Annotated in this window: 17 protein-coding genes; 2 read left to right on the plus strand and 15 right to left on the minus strand. The window is 43.9% G+C overall.

Annotated features, from left to right (window positions below; translation table 11 throughout):
* Positions 1 to 303 precede the first annotated feature (303 nt).
* The 14 genes from KPL72_RS14415 to arfB form a co-directional block, all read right to left on the minus strand.
* Positions 304 to 1,971, minus strand: coding sequence for an amino acid ABC transporter ATP-binding/permease protein (locus KPL72_RS14415; RefSeq protein ID WP_219703378.1), 1,668 nt, complete (start codon positions 1,969 to 1,971; stop codon positions 304 to 306).
* Positions 1,931 to 3,724, minus strand: a complete 1,794-nt coding sequence (gene cydD, locus KPL72_RS14420; RefSeq protein ID WP_219703379.1) for a thiol reductant ABC exporter subunit CydD — start codon at positions 3,722 to 3,724, stop codon at positions 1,931 to 1,933. The genes KPL72_RS14415 and cydD overlap by 41 nt, the downstream gene beginning before the upstream one ends.
* Positions 3,725 to 3,729: 5 nt before the next feature.
* Positions 3,730 to 3,840: a cytochrome bd-I oxidase subunit CydX gene (cydX, locus tag KPL72_RS14425; RefSeq protein ID WP_212918295.1), complete on the minus strand. Its 111-nt coding sequence runs from the start codon at positions 3,838 to 3,840 to the stop codon at positions 3,730 to 3,732.
* A gap of 63 nt (positions 3,841 to 3,903) precedes the next feature.
* The gene (cydB, locus tag KPL72_RS14430) at positions 3,904 to 5,040 is read right to left on the minus strand and encodes a cytochrome d ubiquinol oxidase subunit II (RefSeq protein ID WP_212918294.1); all 1,137 of its coding nucleotides are present in this window, start codon (positions 5,038 to 5,040) and stop codon (positions 3,904 to 3,906) included.
* Position 5,041: 1 nt separating this feature from the next.
* Positions 5,042 to 6,616 carry a cytochrome ubiquinol oxidase subunit I gene (locus KPL72_RS14435; protein WP_219703380.1) on the minus strand — a complete coding sequence of 525 codons (1,575 nt, stop codon included), beginning with the start codon at positions 6,614 to 6,616 and terminating at the stop codon, positions 5,042 to 5,044.
* Positions 6,617 to 6,930: 314 nt separating this feature from the next.
* Positions 6,931 to 8,733: a bifunctional lysophospholipid acyltransferase family protein/GNAT family N-acetyltransferase gene (locus tag KPL72_RS14440; protein WP_219703381.1), complete on the minus strand. Its 1,803-nt coding sequence runs from the start codon at positions 8,731 to 8,733 to the stop codon at positions 6,931 to 6,933.
* A gap of 2 nt (positions 8,734 to 8,735) precedes the next feature.
* The gene (locus tag KPL72_RS14445; RefSeq protein WP_219703382.1) at positions 8,736 to 9,188 is read right to left on the minus strand and encodes a hypothetical protein; all 453 of its coding nucleotides are present in this window, start codon (positions 9,186 to 9,188) and stop codon (positions 8,736 to 8,738) included.
* A gap of 25 nt (positions 9,189 to 9,213) precedes the next feature.
* A complete protein-coding gene (locus tag KPL72_RS14450) occupies positions 9,214 to 9,657 on the minus strand; it encodes a YHS domain-containing (seleno)protein (protein ID WP_219703383.1) in 444 nt (147 codons plus the stop codon).
* 19 nt (positions 9,658 to 9,676) lie between these two features.
* Complete coding sequence (locus tag KPL72_RS14455) at positions 9,677 to 10,447, minus strand: NRDE family protein (RefSeq protein WP_219703384.1); 771 nt, start codon at positions 10,445 to 10,447, stop codon at positions 9,677 to 9,679.
* A gap of 2 nt (positions 10,448 to 10,449) precedes the next feature.
* Positions 10,450 to 11,004, minus strand: coding sequence for a hypothetical protein (locus KPL72_RS14460; RefSeq protein WP_219703385.1), 555 nt, complete (start codon positions 11,002 to 11,004; stop codon positions 10,450 to 10,452).
* Positions 11,005 to 11,063: 59 nt separating this feature from the next.
* Complete coding sequence (locus KPL72_RS14465; RefSeq protein WP_219703386.1) at positions 11,064 to 12,197, minus strand: D-alanine--D-alanine ligase; 1,134 nt, start codon at positions 12,195 to 12,197, stop codon at positions 11,064 to 11,066.
* The gene (locus KPL72_RS14470) at positions 12,194 to 12,775 is read right to left on the minus strand and encodes a DedA family protein (RefSeq protein WP_219703387.1); all 582 of its coding nucleotides are present in this window, start codon (positions 12,773 to 12,775) and stop codon (positions 12,194 to 12,196) included. Before KPL72_RS14470 ends, KPL72_RS14465 begins: the two co-directional genes overlap by 4 nt.
* Positions 12,776 to 12,958: 183 nt before the next feature.
* A complete protein-coding gene (locus KPL72_RS14475) occupies positions 12,959 to 13,162 on the minus strand; it encodes a DUF1289 domain-containing protein (protein ID WP_212918285.1) in 204 nt (67 codons plus the stop codon).
* 30 nt (positions 13,163 to 13,192) lie between these two features.
* On the minus strand, positions 13,193 to 13,606 hold the full coding sequence (gene arfB / locus KPL72_RS14480) for an alternative ribosome rescue aminoacyl-tRNA hydrolase ArfB (protein WP_212918284.1): 414 nt from the start codon (positions 13,604 to 13,606) through the stop codon (positions 13,193 to 13,195).
* 139 nt (positions 13,607 to 13,745) lie between these two features.
* On the opposite strand from arfB, the gene hisA reads away from it, so the two are divergent.
* Together hisA and KPL72_RS14490 are read left to right on the plus strand one after the other, a co-directional pair.
* Positions 13,746 to 14,507, plus strand: coding sequence for a phosphoribosylformimino-5-aminoimidazole carboxamide ribotide isomerase (gene hisA / locus KPL72_RS14485; RefSeq protein WP_212918283.1), 762 nt, complete (start codon positions 13,746 to 13,748; stop codon positions 14,505 to 14,507).
* Positions 14,508 to 14,706: 199 nt separating this feature from the next.
* The gene (locus KPL72_RS14490) at positions 14,707 to 15,495 is read left to right on the plus strand and encodes a hypothetical protein (protein WP_219703388.1); all 789 of its coding nucleotides are present in this window, start codon (positions 14,707 to 14,709) and stop codon (positions 15,493 to 15,495) included.
* Between the two features lie 52 nt (positions 15,496 to 15,547).
* Here the strand turns inward: KPL72_RS14490 and KPL72_RS14495 are convergent, their stop codons facing one another.
* The gene (locus tag KPL72_RS14495; protein WP_219703389.1) at positions 15,548 to 16,021 is read right to left on the minus strand and encodes a hypothetical protein; all 474 of its coding nucleotides are present in this window, start codon (positions 16,019 to 16,021) and stop codon (positions 15,548 to 15,550) included.
* Positions 16,022 to 16,035 lie beyond the last annotated feature (14 nt).

Below are 16,035 nucleotides of genomic sequence, written 5' to 3' on the forward strand. Positions count from 1 at the left end.
GTTGCGCGACTTTATGGAGTTTCAGGGTCAGTTAAAAACCCCTTTCCTAGCATCCGCAAAAACAATCCATGCCTTACGATAAAAGTCGTGTTGCTAAACGCAACATAAACAAAGTAAATGAGACGTTTGGGCGAAAGCCCGATAAAGAGACCTTTTGGTTACTTTTATGGATCTGGCTAAAAGTTACCCGCTCAGCAGAGCGGAAAAAAGGTTGGGAATACAAAGCGTTTGAATGGAACCCAAAGAAGAGAATAACCCCACCCTAGCCCTCCCCTTGGAAGACATAAGGGGAGGGAAAAAGAGCTATAGCTCGATGACTCTTGAGTTGTCGCCGAGGCGACTCCCAACATGACTGACGAGGATTAAGATGTTTGGTTTGTAGTCGTTCTCTAATGAATGACAAATGGTTCCTATGGTGGCTTTGTCTAGTCCATCAAAGGGTTCGTCTAGCAGTAGAACGGGAGATTGCCTTAACAGCAGGCGCGCCAACGCGAGGCGTTTGCGTTGTCCGCCTGAAAGGTTACGCCCTTGGGAGCTGAGTAAGGTTTCCAAGCCATTTGGTAGATTGCGTGCCCATTCGGCTAGGGCGACGGCTTCTAATACAGACCAGAGTTCGTCGTCGGTTGATTCTGGGTTGCCAAGGCGTAAGTTCGCGCTAATGCTTTGCTGGAAGATATAGGGAGATTGTGGTAAGTAGCTTAGCTGCGCTTGGTACGATTGGTTGCTGTATAGGTCGCATTTTTCATTGTTAATTAAGGCATCACCAGAGGACAAGCAGTCGCCTGCAATGGAGGCCAATAAGGTAGATTTGCCTGAGCCGCTGGCGCCACGAAGCCATAGTGATTCGCCAGTTTGAACACAAAAATCAATTGCTTGATTGCCCATGCCACTTGAGGCATGAAAGCCACGCCAATGTTTGAATGACATGCGATGAATCGCTTGTGTTTTGCTTTCTGGTTGGACTTTGGCATCTTGATGTAATTGATTCAAACGACGCAGGCCAACCTGAGACTGACCTTGTGCGACGAAGGATTGTACCAGTGGCAAAACCAGTTCATTCACTGCCAATAAAGATAAAACAAAACCCACGACCCAAGTTCCCTGCACGCCGTCTATTAAGGTCCAGCGTTGGGTTTCTAGGGTAAAGGCACTGAGTAGATAGAAGCTGCTGGCGATGAGCAAGATGGTCACACCATATGACAACAAACGCCCAAGGCTCACAGCCTGCTGGATGCGAATTTCTGTTTTTCTTTGGCGTTCATCAAGTTGACCAAGTCGCTGTGCATAATCGTCCCAATGACCGCGAATGGTCAAAGTAATCAGCGCTGAAAAAAAGCTGACATAGCGACTGCGACGATGTACGCCAAGTATTTGCCCAACATGTACGGCATGGCTGGCGAAGTGCCCGCAAATATAAGGCACCACCAAGACATGTAAAACTGCGGCAATCAATAACGGCCACAACAAAGCAGGCAAAATGAAATAGGCAAAAATTGCCACGCCAACATAAGCTAATACAGCGTATACCCAAGGTAAAAATACCACCAGCGGCCAACGAATAATTTGGTCAAGGTCGCTGACTAGACGCTGTAGCAAGTCGCCTCGGCTTTGTTGATGAAGGTTCGCAGCATCTTTGGCGACTCGCTGATCCCACACCCAAAGGCGCAAAGTGCGTAGTAATCCCAACAGGTGATTATGAGCTGTGACTTGTTCGCCATAGCGCCCTGCGGTTCTGAGGATCGCAAGCCCTCGAGCAATGGCGCCGGGGGTGAGGTAATTAAAAACAGCGCCAACACCGATGGCCGTTGCTAATCCCGCGGCAGAGATAAACCAGCCAGAAAGTCCCAATAGCCCAACACCCGCTAAGGTGGCAGCCACACCAGTCAACAGAGGAATAACAAAGCCCCAAGGATTGGCTAATAAAAGGCGCTTAAGCGATAGCTTCGCGGTTTTCTTTGCGTGACTGCTCATGCAAACCTCCTTTGGTTAATGACCAATGTTTGTCGACCCATGCAATGGGATGAGTGTCATGGCTGACGATAAGTAAGGTTTTGCCTTGGGATGCGGTTTTGAGTGTGTCGAGTACCGCTTGCGCTGTGTCCTTGTCCAAGCCAGAACAAGGTTCATCAAGCAGCCACATATCGGCGTTTGATAATAAGGCTCGGGCAATAGAAAGACGCTGCATTTGTCCGCCAGACAAACCTGCACCGAGTTCGGTTAATTTCGTATCTAAACCTGCTGGCAAGGCTTGAATAAAGTCATCACAATGACTTTCCACCAACGCGGCGTGTATTTCATTTTCACTTGGCAACCTAGTGCCCTCTTTGCCACCAAGACCCAAAAGTAAATTACGACGAATGCTGCCGTTTACCCATTCTGGTGTTTGTGGCAACCAAGCCAGTTTGGCTCGCCAAGAGGCTAAATCTAACTCACTAAACGGCAAGTTGTTCACGAGAAACATTCCTTCGTAGTTTTCTTCAAAACCCAGCAAAAGATGCAAGAGACTGGATTTTCCAACGCCCGATTCACCACTCAACCAGACACGTTCGCCTTTGTTAATTGTCGCAGTGATTGGCGCGAGTCGATAACGCCCTGCTTCACACCAACTTAGGTTTTTAAACTGGATAGATGTCAGTTGATTAGTCGTTGCAGCGTTATTCGATTCGACAATACGACTCCCTTCCTGTTGTGAGGCAGCAGCGTGGGCTGGCGCGTCTAAAATTTCTAATAAATCGGTCGCGGCGGCTTCCGCTTTTTGCTTGGCGTGGTAATCGTTACCCAGCTGACGCAAGGGTAAATAAAATTCTGGTGCCAGCAATAAAAGGAACATGGCTTGCGTCAAGGTAACGGGAGACGACCCGACTTGCCATGGCAAGACTTCTAATAAGCCAAGCCCTAAATACAAGGCAATCATGGCAATGGATAATGAGGCAAAAAGTTCTAACGTGGCAGTCGATAAAAACGCTAATACCAAAACCCCCATGGTTGTCTTTTGATATGAAGTAGCACTGTCGGACAAACGCTCGCGTGCTTCGCCAGTTCTGTTAAGGCGTTTTAATTCTGCTAGCCCTTGGCTTAAGTCCATAAATTGGTTGGACAACATGGCCAAAACATTAAACTGTCGGCGGTTAGCTTGTGCGGCTTTGTGGCCGACAAAAATCATGAAGATGATAACCAATGGCGCGGTCATCATAAAAACAAAGAAGGCGATCCAAGAAATAGACACAACGGAAAGTAGGATCACACAAGGAATCAGGGTCACCATAAAAACTTGTGGTTTATAGCGACTAAAGAAATCGTCTAATGCGTCTACTTGTTCGTAAACACGAGTAGAAAGCGCCGCATCTTCTTCGATTCTTAAGCGCGCTGGCCCAAGATTCGTAAGATGCGACACCAATTTACCACGCAAGCCGTAACGAATATCACGGCTTGCGCTAGTGCAAATACGTTCTCGACCAAAGTTAGCCAAGGCACGGATTAGTAGAGCAAATAAACCAACAACTAAGAGAGTTAGTGAAAAGGATTGGTGCAACGCCATATCTGAAAAGACATTCGCGAACGCCCAAGCCTGCAACACTAAAGACACCGCAAACAAGACACCGAAACTTTGAGCGATGCGGTATTTTGATGACTGCTGATTCGCCAACTGTCCCAAAAATACCGCTTCCGGTGTTTTAATTCGACCAGGTCGACGAGTCTTTTGTGCTCCCTTCTCTCTCGTCATAAGGCTTACTTCTGCTCCTCTTCACCTTCGTAACCACTAAACTCTAACCAAACTGCATTGATAATACCGAATGAACAGGCCAACAAAATGCCAAGAACCCAAGCGAAATACCACATATTTTGTTCCTCTATTTATTGCTAAAGATAGAGCTCTGCGAGCTCTATCTTCTTTGCTAATGACTAGTAAAGTGAATGATTGTTTTCTTCGATGTGTTTCTTCGTTAAACGACCATACATCACAAAATAGTTCCACAATGTATAAGCAAGAACGATTGGTACAAAGATACAAGCCACAACAAACATGATCATCATGGTTTTCTCACTTGACGTCGCATCCCACATAGTCAAACTCATGCTTGGATAGCTTGAAGATGGCATCAAGAATGGGAACATTGACCCACCCGCGGTAACGATAATTCCAGCAATACCTAGTGATGAACTTAAGAAAGACAATGCGCCTTTTCTCATTACACCAGCCAGTGCAGCAAACAACATACCCGCAATACCAATGATAGGAGCCAACATAAGCGCAGGCACTTTTTCATAGTTTGCTAACCATGCGCCAGGCTGTACTTCAGCAGTTTTCATTAATGGTGTCATGACTTTATTGCCATCAATAGCGCTTGTTAATACATAGCCATCAATACCATAAGCCAACCAAACACCTGCTAAAATGAACAACACAGCGGCTAATGCACCAGTGATCGCAGTAATACGGCTGGCTTTTTCAAGCAATGCATCGTCTGTTTTCATCTGTAACCAAGCACCGCCTTGAGTCATTATCATTAGCAAACTAACTAGACCACAAAGAATCGCAAACGGGTTTAGTAGAGCAAAGAAAGAACCGGTATAAGTCACACGCAAGTATTGATCAAACTCAAATGGAACACCTTGCAACAAGTTACCAAACGCCACACCGAAAATAATAGGTGGAACGGCAGAACCAAAGGTAATCCCCCAGTCCCAGCTAGTACGCCATTTTGTGTTTTCTAGCTTAGAACGGTAATCAAAGCCGATTGGACGGAAGAATAACGCCGCCAACACCAACATCATCGCAAAGTAAAAACCAGAGAATGACGTTGCATACACTACAGGCCAAGCAGCAAATAACGCACCACCGGCTGTGATAAACCAAACTTGGTTGCCATCCCAGTGAGGGGCAATGGAGTTGATCATAATACGACGTTCTGAGTCGGTTCCACCAATCACTTTCAGCAAACTACCGACACCCATGTCAAAACCGTCGGTGACAGAGAAGCCAATTAGTAAAACCCCCATCAACACCCACCAAATGACTTTTAATAATTCGTAATCCATCTTACACCTCCTGTTTTAACTGAGACGTTTCTTGTTCAAGTGCATAACGACCAGTATGTAAACTAGAAGGCCCTTGCTTAGCAAAACGAATCATCAAGTACATCTCGGCAATCAAGAACGAGGTATACAATACGGCAAAACCAGCAATCGTAATCCAAATCTCAGTAGCCGTTAAACTGGATACCGCAACGTGAACAGGTAAAATTTCACCAATCGCCCATGGCTGACGACCATATTCTGCGACAAACCAACCTGCCTCATTCGCAATCCAAGGCAGAGGTAAACACAACACAATGAGTTTAAGGAATAATGGATTGTTACCAATGCGACGACGTGCGTTTTGGTAGAAAGCCGCAGCGAAAACAACCAACATCACGAAGCCACAACCCACCATAATACGGAAGGCGAAGAACAATGGCGCGACTTGAGGAATTGAATACTCTACCGCTTGATCGATCTCTTCAGAGGTCACCTTGTTAATGTCTTCGTTAAATGCGGTTACTAGCAAACCGTAACCAAGATCGTCTTTCACTTTCTCGAAGTTTTCTTTTACCAGCGGATCCGTTGAACCACTACGTAGCTTCTCAAGCAACTGATTTGCATAAATACCATTGATAATACGTTGGCGGTTATGCTCTTTCAGTTCTTTGATGCCCTCTACTTCTTTGTCGAGGGAGCGCGTCGCGATCAAGCCCATTAAACCTGGGATTTTTATCGCATACTCGGTCTCTTGAAGCTCTTGATTCGGGAAGCCGATCAAGGTGAAGTCGGCAGGCGCAGGCTGTGTTTCCCACTCAGCCTCAACCGCAGCCAATTTCACTTTTTGCACTTCGCCTAGCTCGTAACCTGACTCGTCACCTAGAAGGATAACGCTCAAGATAGATGCCAAACCAAACGCAGAAGCAATCGCAAAAGAACGGCGAGCAAAAGCAAGGTCACGACCTTTCAATAAGTAGTAGCTTGAAATAACAAGAACGAATATCGCACCCGTTGTGTAACCTGCTGATACAGTGTGAACAAATTTCACCTGCGCAACTGGGTTAAACAATAAAGCTCCGAAATCAACCAATTCCATTCTCATTGTTTCGTAGTTGAACTCTGACCCTACAGGGTTCTGCATCCAACCGTTTGCAATTAAGATCCACAAAGCCGACAAGTTAGAACCTAGCGCCACGCCCCAAGTCACTACCAAGTGCTTCACTTTGCTTAGGCGATCCCAACCAAAGAAGAACAAACCAACCAAGGTTGATTCAAGGAAGAAAGCCATCAAGCCTTCGATGGCCAAAGGTGCACCAAAAATATCGCCAACGTAATGCGAGTAATAAGACCAGTTAGTCCCAAACTGGAACTCCATCGTCAAACCTGTTGTTACGCCTAGCGCAAAGTTAATACCAAACAATTTACCCCAGAACTTAACCATGTCTTTGTAGACTTGCTTACCTGTAATCACATAGACGGACTCCATGATTGCCAGTAAGAAAGACATCCCTAGTGTTAAAGGGACAAACAAATAGTGGTATAGAGCAGTGAAAGCAAACTGAAATCGCGATAATTCCACTACAGCTTCGTTAATCATATAACTTCAACCCATTCATTTGATTGAGAAAAAAGACGATCGTAGACACTTATTTCATTGAGTGTTCTTGTTATCCAACGTCCACCGAAGCCTCAAAAATTTATAAGGCTTACTATAAGGCTGGATTATGAGTGTAGTTGCGATCCAAAACATTGCGTTAGATCAAGATAAAGAGAGTGAAAGAAATAAGTAGTAAAAAAGATTGTTTGAAGAGGTAATTAAAGGGTTCTAAAACATGAAGATAAAAATCAAAGATGACCATGGAGACTGTGACGCCTTTCGTTCAGCCCCCATGATTGCTATCTCTTGGGCTATTATTTCAAGACTGTTTCTAAATATACCTTAGCATCGTCTTGTCCCATATACTTTGCCAAAATAGATAGAGGCACATTTTTTAGATTCACTACTATTAATCCATCCAATGAATTATGAAACGCTGGATCGACGTTAAAACACACTAACTTGCCGTTCATTTTTAAGTACTGACGAATCAATACGGGCAGTCCTTTGCCCTGCTCCATTCTAGACAAGACTTTAGAAAGTAGCGTGACACTCGCCAATGATGACAACAAATTAGGTTGCCAGAATACCGAGCCACTGTTTCGCAGCGGAGTTGAAGGCATCACCAAACTGGCTTTCTCTTCATCGTAATAATGGATCGACAAGGTCGCAGCGATTAACTGGCGAGCCGTATGACTGTAATCGTTACTGATGCTCACAGGACCAAATAAATGCGTATATTTGGGGTTTCGATAAGCAAAGGTCGCAATGCCTTTCCAAAGCAAAAGCAGTGAATTTAAGTTCTTTTGATACTTAGCAGCCACGACTGATCGTCCCATTTCAATGCTGTGATCTAGGCTATCAATAAAAGCTTGGTCATAGTTAAACAAACTGCGTGAGTACAAACCTTTTAAACCATGCACTTCAATAAGCTTATCCACTAGCCCCATTCGATAGGCCCCAACAACTTCTTTATTGCCATGATGCCAAACAAAAAGCTGATGGTAATAAAGGTCGTATTCATCAAGGTCACAGGCCAAACCACTGCCTTCCCCGACAGAACGAAAGTTTTCTTCGCGGATACGACCAATTTCTTGTATCAGTAAGGGAATCGATTGCGTTGGTGCGCAATAAACACGGAACTCACCTTGTTGTAACAACAGCATCTCGTCTGGCAGACTGGCAATTTCTTCGTCTAGGAGACTTAGATCAATCGGCGCGATAATAGGTAAATCGGCACTGTCATGTTGAACAACCAATTCATGAGCATATTGAGGGCTCATTAAGTAAGTGTTTAAGCGTAAATAGTTGACAAGGCCTTGGTTACTCTCAAACTGGCTGACTTCTGAAAACGGTATCGCGCTGCCAATAGAAATATCAATGACCGACGCTTTTTTATTTAACAGCTCGCGCCCCAACATGGCAGTGCGCAACAAAGGATGAATACGACCCGCTTGATAAAATAGCTCGCTGTTTTTGCCATTGATAAAAATAGGCACCGTAGTCGCCTCACTGCGCTTTAAGAAATTAGCAACTGACTGACTCCATTCGATGTCTGCCAATATCTGCTTTTCTTTCGACTTTTCTGCAGACTGATCCTTAGATTTTTTCAGATAAGTCGATACTTCCCCAGCAGGAAACACAATCAGCACGCCGCCATCAGCCAAATGCCGATGAGCATCGCGAATGGCTTTACCATTGGTGCGTTGTGCCGATTTGCCACCAAACACATCGACACCAATAAATAAGTCACTGATTTCTGGTAAACGCTTGAGCAATTCATTAGCCAGTACTTTCACATCACTACGCACTTGCCCAACCAAATCCGCCAAGACCACACCTTCAATCGCACCAAGAGGATGGTTAGCGACGATCACCACAGGACCTTTTTGGTGAATATTCTCAAGTTTCCCTCTGGCAATTGAATAATCAATATCCAACGCTTCGAGGGTATAACGCATAAATTCAAAACTGGTCTGGCTGCTTGGCCTTTGTTGATACAAACGATCTAATTTAGCGAGTCCTGTCGCCCATTCAATAACAGATTCCCCTACACCAAATGGCGTGACTCTTTTTAAGCGAAACGGACTTGGCACACGAACAGGACTGGCTAACATAATCAGACTCCCTTATTCACAAGTTTGTTTAGAATGCCTTGCGGATTTTTTAGATCCCGAAACGATAAAAAGGCTGCACATAACCAAACCAAACACGCCATAGTAAACAGCAAACCACCGTCGTTACCGACGACTTCACCAACTTCGTTAAACTCAGGCATGACCACACCCAGTGGTGTAAACAGGTGAAAAATAATCGCACCACTCATAATGCCCATGGCCATCAAAGAACCAAGACCATGCCAACGGGTAAAGAGCAAAATGGAGGCAATCAGTTCGGCCACACCAATAATATAACCACCATAATTCCCGAAAAATTCCAAACCAGACCAAGCGCCCAACACGCCAAAGATATAGTCGGTTTCGTAAGAACCTGTGAATTTAAAAAACAACGACTGCACAAATACAAAGGCGATAAATACCGTTGGCACATATTTCACGAATTGCTTATTCATCTTTATTAACCTTATTTTTTTAATGTTATTTTTTGCGAATCAGTGCTGGCCAATTGGCATCCGCTTGTTTGATATGTAAAGCAGGATCTTGATCCCACTCGCGTTTAATGTTGTCGTCATAATTTAAGTAAAGCTTGCCATCGACCACCGCCCAATCTTTCGGATCAGCAGAGGCAAAGTCGTTCTTGGCAGACACCGCCCAAGCACAATATCCACCATATTGAGGAGCGTATTTTTCGGGCTGGGCTTTGAACATATCAAGATGTTCTTGCGAGGCAAAATACCAATCTGCGCCTTTATATTCGGTCACATACTTGGCGCTACCTTCGACCGGTTTTTGGTCAGTAAAATAAGCAACCGTGTCATAACCACTGAGGGCTTTATTACTAAAATAACTGGTGTAAATTTCATCTTGCGCAAGCGCCAGACTGCTCATAAACAAGGCTAAAAACATCACTAAGCGTGTCATATCAACTCCTAATATTTGATTAAAGGGAAATACCAAAAAGGGGAACCATTTCTTGAAAACGATCATTTTGAAAGCGATTGTCTTGAAAATGATAGGTCTGTGCTGCCAAGGCTTGCGGCGTTAAATGCGAGCAAGGCGATCCGGCCACATAGCTCATTTGAAGATTATCTTTTGCGGCCTGAATGCGAGTGAAACTCACGGTCTGTGCATCTTCTCTGTGCATACAAACCGACAAGTGAGGATGTTCTGGATAATGCTGAGAATGGAATACCAGCAAATCATCCGAAGTCTTGATTGACAGTTCGTCATATATGGATTGTCGATAAGCGACCGCGCTTTCTAATGCCACCGCAGACGAAAAATGCGGTGATATGGCATAAGTAACAGAGACCTTTTCGCCATCCCATTGAAACTCTCGGACCTTGTCATGGCCCAGTTCAAAGGCTAACAAGGTAAAAGGCGCGAATTGTTGAAGGTCCAGCTGAGCAAACTGCCATTCAACTTGGGCTACAGTCGCTTCACTGGATAAACGCTTTAATAATTGCCCACGGCTTGTCAGCTCGCCTGATGGTGTTTTACCTTGATAATTATTTAGCAAACACAAGGACAAACCCTGCTCGTTTAAGCTGATCCAGCTACCTTTGCCGACTGGATCAATCGGCATCAACACCTGAGTCCCCTGCTCTATAAAGGACTGAGGCGACAAAGCTGGCGCACGTGTTTTTTGCTCGTCGCGATTGAAATACAATTGATAACCTGACTCATCAATCCACCAAGAAACCGAACACATAATTATTGACCTCGCAAAAAAGTAGCTGTGGCTGGCGCAATACCAAAGTCATCATCCATTGGCTTATTCATTAAATTTGCTGCGACTTTTACCATGGCAAAATGATGATTGGCGTGCAGGGCTGCAAAGGTAATCTCTCGCTCTAAGGTCGACGACATAAGGCAGGCTTGGGTATGCGAGACAGAAACTTCCGTCAAAACATTCACGCTTTTCTTGAGCTTTTTTTCCGATAATCCTGTTAGCCAGTTTGTCAGCTCGTCGATTTCAGCCAAAGCAACAGAGCGTGATGCTTCCACCGCGTGACCACGACGACGTTGGTTGTAATCAATCACAATACCCGCTCGATATATGGCATTAAAAACATCCAACCAATGACGAAAATGCTCTCCGATAGAACTGTTAATATAAGGTTTCATCGATGCTTGATAGCCTTCGTCATCTAGCATCTGCAAACAGCGAGAAGCCTGAGAGAAAGCCTCAAGACAGCCTTGTACCGTTGGAGCATAAGTCGATGGCTGCAGCGTGCTCACTTCTCTCTTTTTTAATACTGATTGCATATTCTTTCCTTCCAAAAAACGGTTCTTAACTAAAATTTTTAACTCACTTAAAGCTTGGTTTAATCAGTGCTGGGATAATGCTGAATCAGAGCTTTTTCTTCTCGCCACGCTTTCAATAAAGCTCGAAGGGTCGGCGATTTAAAACCGCGCTTTTTCTGCAAAGCACCAATCTCGAATAAGATTCGGTACTGTTTTAGAAGGGTGCTAAAAATCTCGGATAACTTGGTATTTCGGTCCCAAATATGGGTCGCTTCACTACTGGCTCCATTCATTTCCAAAATGGAAAAATTCTCGCCTGCCATAAAGGATTCGATATCTGCAAACTTGATGTCTAAGCGGCCGTAGTAGTAGCCACCAACGTCTTTTAAGATCTCATCCAATTTGTACGTTAACGCTTGCGTGATGTATTGATTTCCATTGCGAAAAATCGAACCGCGACTGTGACTGCCAGCAAACGCAAGAGGATATTCTTCGCCTTCTGCGGGCACCCAATCCAGTTTTTGTATGTGACGCGGGAAGTACAAGTGGGTTAACTGACCCGAACGCGGACAACGCTCAATAAGCTGTCTCAAACTATGCGTGCCGTCACCAACCACACTTGGCGTGTATTTCAAGGTAATGGAAATAATCTCGCCCAGCTCTTGCCCTGGATAACGCACGTAAAACACACCAGCTTCCGCTTGATATGGTGCTTTACGCTGAAGTAGGAATCTCGCAGATAGAGGGAAGCCTTGGATGTAATCATGAAGTTGCGCTTTGGATTTCAGTAATTTAACCCCAACTCCGCGACAGCCTAGATCTGGCTTAGCAACAATCGGAAATGACAACTGAGCAGCGTCCATGGCTTGCAGTGCCTCTTGCAACTGAATAGAAACCGTCTCTTGGCTTTTCGTCAGCGTAATAAAAGGTTCAATCCATTGTTTTGCAACTGGGCCAGCCAAATTCAGAATATCGGTTTTAGACTCCCCTACCATGCCGCTAAGCTTGATGCTTGGATTGGCGATTAATGGTAAGCAAACATCCCCGTGACGCAAACCAAGTAACACACTCTGCGCCACAACAGGCGCATAAAAGAACCAGCTCGGCATGAATTCATAAGGCGAAATGCTCGCCTCTTTTTCTACATGGAGCAGCGGCATTCCTGCATTAATTTTATTCGGTGCAATGAACTGCCCCTCTACCATGGCACTCATGACATACCTCGCGTAAACGATTTATTAAGAAAACGATTCATTAAAAACAACAGGGCAAAAGCAAGAGGAATAAGCACCCACTTCAGCTCTGAAACCTGCATAAAAACACTGCTACCTAACTGATAAATAAGCGTGAACACCACCAGCGTCCAAATAGACGTGGCGAGCAGAACGGCGCTAAAAAAGACGGGTAACGGGATGACAAGAAAACCACTCAAGGTAAAACCAATGGTTCTTAAACCGGGAATAAAACGAATCAAAAAGAGGTTCAAAAAAGCACGCTGAGTCAGTTTTTGTCTCACGACTTTAAAAGAGGAATTGGTTAAGGCTCGATAGCGTAGCCATCTTACTTTTCGAGAAAATCGCCCCAAAACGTACAGCCCCAAATCCCCCGTCGCGATACCAATAAAAATAGACATTAAAGCCAGTGATGAAGGTAAATCGCCGTGAGCAGACAAAGTCGCGGCCGTCGCGATAGCGAGGTCTTCAAGTAAATAAGACAAAAGCACAATGCCAACACACAACAAAGTCAGCGACGTTGTTCCCGATGTTAGCCATGCTTGTAATTCTGCAATCAAGGTAAACCACCTACCCATGTCATCTAAAAACTTGGAAAGCTCCAAGCACCATTATTTTGTTTCTGGAGGTTAGACGTGGGCAGTAATAAGTTTCTTACAGCACTAGTTAAAAAAAATTAAAATAAAGAAATGGAGTTAGTTAGAAGGGATCAAAAAGGAAAAGTACAATAAACGAGCAGGGATTTAACGATACAGAGAGTCGTGTTTCTGTTTGCGCATTGAGCAGTTAGCCAAAATATCCAGCTTTTGACTCTGAGTTGATTTTTGCCAGTCCATAATTTCGGTTATGGTTCGATAACAGCCCACACAAACATCGTCACCATCAAGACAGCAATGCCGAATGCAGGGACTTTCTATTGTTTGATCGGTTTGATTATTCACTGACATGTTTAAGCCTATATTTATCTGAAACCAATTTTAATCCCAATTACTACGACGCAAACTTTTAATTTGGCCTTTTTGCTTTTTCTGATCAATGCGTTTTTTCTGCGAAGAACGTGTTGGTTTGGTCGGTCTACGCGCTTTTTGCACACGTACCGCTTCAAGAATCAGCTCTTTAAGTCTTGCCAGTGCATCTTCTCGGTTTAACTCTTGAGTACGATGTTGCTGAGCTTTAAGCACAATATCACCGTCTTTGGTAAGACGAGAATCACTTAATGCGAGTAAGCGTTCTTTATAAAATTCAGGCAAGGAAGAGTTGGCAACATTAAACCTAAGATGAATAGCAGAAGAGACTTTATTCACGTTTTGACCGCCAGCGCCTTGCGCTCGGATAGCGGTGAGTTCAATTTCGTGGTCTGGGATCGCCACGGCGAGAGTAATTTGCAGCATGATGATTGCTTTATGTATCTTTCTATTTAATGGGCGACGATTATAACAGGCTTAAGAAGTGTTTGCTTTGGTGCATCGTTTCTAAGTACATTATCGGTTACAATCGCCGTCTTGTTTTCAACCTAATAGGAGTTTTTTTGTGACCCAGTTCCGTCCTTGTATCGATCTACACCAAGGCAAGGTTAAACAAATTGTTGGTGGCAGTCTGAATGACAAAGGCGCCACAGAGAACTTTATCAGTGAATACAATGCAGAGCATTATGCCAATATGTACCGTGAACACGGTCTTGTTGGAGGTCATGTTATTGCTTTAGGTAAAGGCAACCAAGAGGAAGCGTTAAGTGCTCTGCGTGCTTATCCTGATGGTTTACAATTTGGCGGCGGCGTCAACAATAACAATGCAGCAAGCTATTTAACGGCTGGCGCATCTCACGTTATTGTCACTTCTTATTTATTTGAAAATGGTGAGTTTTCTTGGGACCGCTTAGATAAAATCAAACGCGAAACAGGAACCGATCGTTTAGTATTGGACTTAAGCTGTCGCCGTACCAAAGACGGTTGGTACATTGCCACCGATCGCTGGCAAACCATTACTTCAACACAAGTGAACCAAGAAAATCTAATTGAATTGGCTAACCATTGTGATGAATTTCTTATTCATGCTGCAGACGTTGAAGGCTTACAAGCCGGTATTGACGAAGAATTGGTTCAATTACTCGGTCAAGGTTGTCCTGTTGCCGTTACCTATGCGGGTGGTGCTCGCTCTCTAGCTGACCTTAAACGTGTCCATGAATTGTCTAATGGCATGGTAGATTTAACTATTGGCAGTGCATTGGATATTTTTGGTGGCCAAGGCGTAACTTTAGATGAATGTATCTTATGGAACCAATCTCAAAAATAATCTAACGTTAGAGACAAGCCTTTGACTTGTCTCTAACATCTTCCGTTGTGAGTTAACGCCTAAAATTTCAACAAAGAGTCTACTTACACATTCTTTAATGAAATACTCCCGCTAGTTGTGGCCACTTCAGCTCGACATACAATCCGTCATACCGCATACTTGGTGACTTATTTTTCGCTTCTAGTCTCAGGATTATTAAATGCCTACATTTCGTTCTGGCCTTTTACTTGCAGTACTTTTACTTAGTGCTTGCTCGATGCCAATTTTACAAGATCCCCAACAAACCAAAACAGAGAAGCCTATTACTCAAAACAAGGCAACCACAGAGCAAACTAAGACACCAAAAGACTCTGTTGATGAAATCGTTAATACTGTCGTCAAAAATGATTCAGCTAATAAAACTGACGCTGTCGATAAAACAGATGATCGTAATTTAGCCGAACAACTTGAGACACAAAAGAAACTCGCTAATGCCAACTTTACTGAGCTTCAAAACCGCGTTGGTAATGCACCTGAGCTACCACGAATTTTAGCCACGAAGCAGTTAAGCGCAAAAGAAATCGACTCTGCTATTCAACAATTACGTTCATACATAAGTAAAACAAATAGCGCTCTTGCGTCGCTAAATGCACGCGTTGATGACAGAGAAAAGATGGCAATAAGCGGCGATTTGATTCAAATATTCTTATCAGACACAACAGTGACTCATAACACTACAACATTTAAAGCCCAACCGCTGGTTGGTCAGTGGGTTCGTGGTGAAAGTCGAGTCATTCGCTTAAAAGATAATATTTTGTTTGAAAATCCGAAATCAGAAGATTTGCATATTACGTTTTCGGAATCATACCAACTTGTTGTGAATGGCGAAGTTATCTCAACGGTTAATCCAAATAAAGAGAAAAACAACGCCAGCTTTAATGTCTCAACATACAGCACAAAAGGTACAATTGTTGGTAAATTAGATTATCGAGTGGTTAACAATAAATAATCTAGTTATTCTTAATAAACAAAAAAAGAGCTAATATTAGCTCTTTTTTTGTTTATGCACTCATTAGCTTAGCCGCTTTTCGGCGTTTCTGTGCATTATCTAATACCACCTGAATGCAGGCTAAATAATCCACAACCATATTAGCAAACAGCTTGTCATCTAACTTTCTAACTAATTTACCAATACGTTTTATCACTTGCCAATTAACCGACATAACACGACTTGGAGCATGCCTATCCGCCGCATTAAGGGCAGATAAATAAGCGGTTGCGACATAACCTGGCTCAGGATTCATCGTCCCTGTATCTTCAGGCAAGGTCCCCACGCTATGCAGCAGTCTCTCTGCAAGGCGCCGATACAAAGACGACACCTTTTTAAATACATGTCTATCCAAAGTATTACCTACTCGCCCACATAATGCTGAATTGGCAAAAAATCCGTCAAAACACATCGAAAGCATGTCACACAAAATGCGAGTGTCCGCATTAGGGTAAGGCATCTTTTCTGAGTAATGGCCATCAAGCATTTTTATCTCCTTTC

The sequence above is a fragment of the Marinomonas lutimaris genome, assembly GCF_019426345.1.
Classification (GTDB): Bacteria; Pseudomonadota; Gammaproteobacteria; order Pseudomonadales; family Marinomonadaceae; genus Marinomonas; species Marinomonas lutimaris.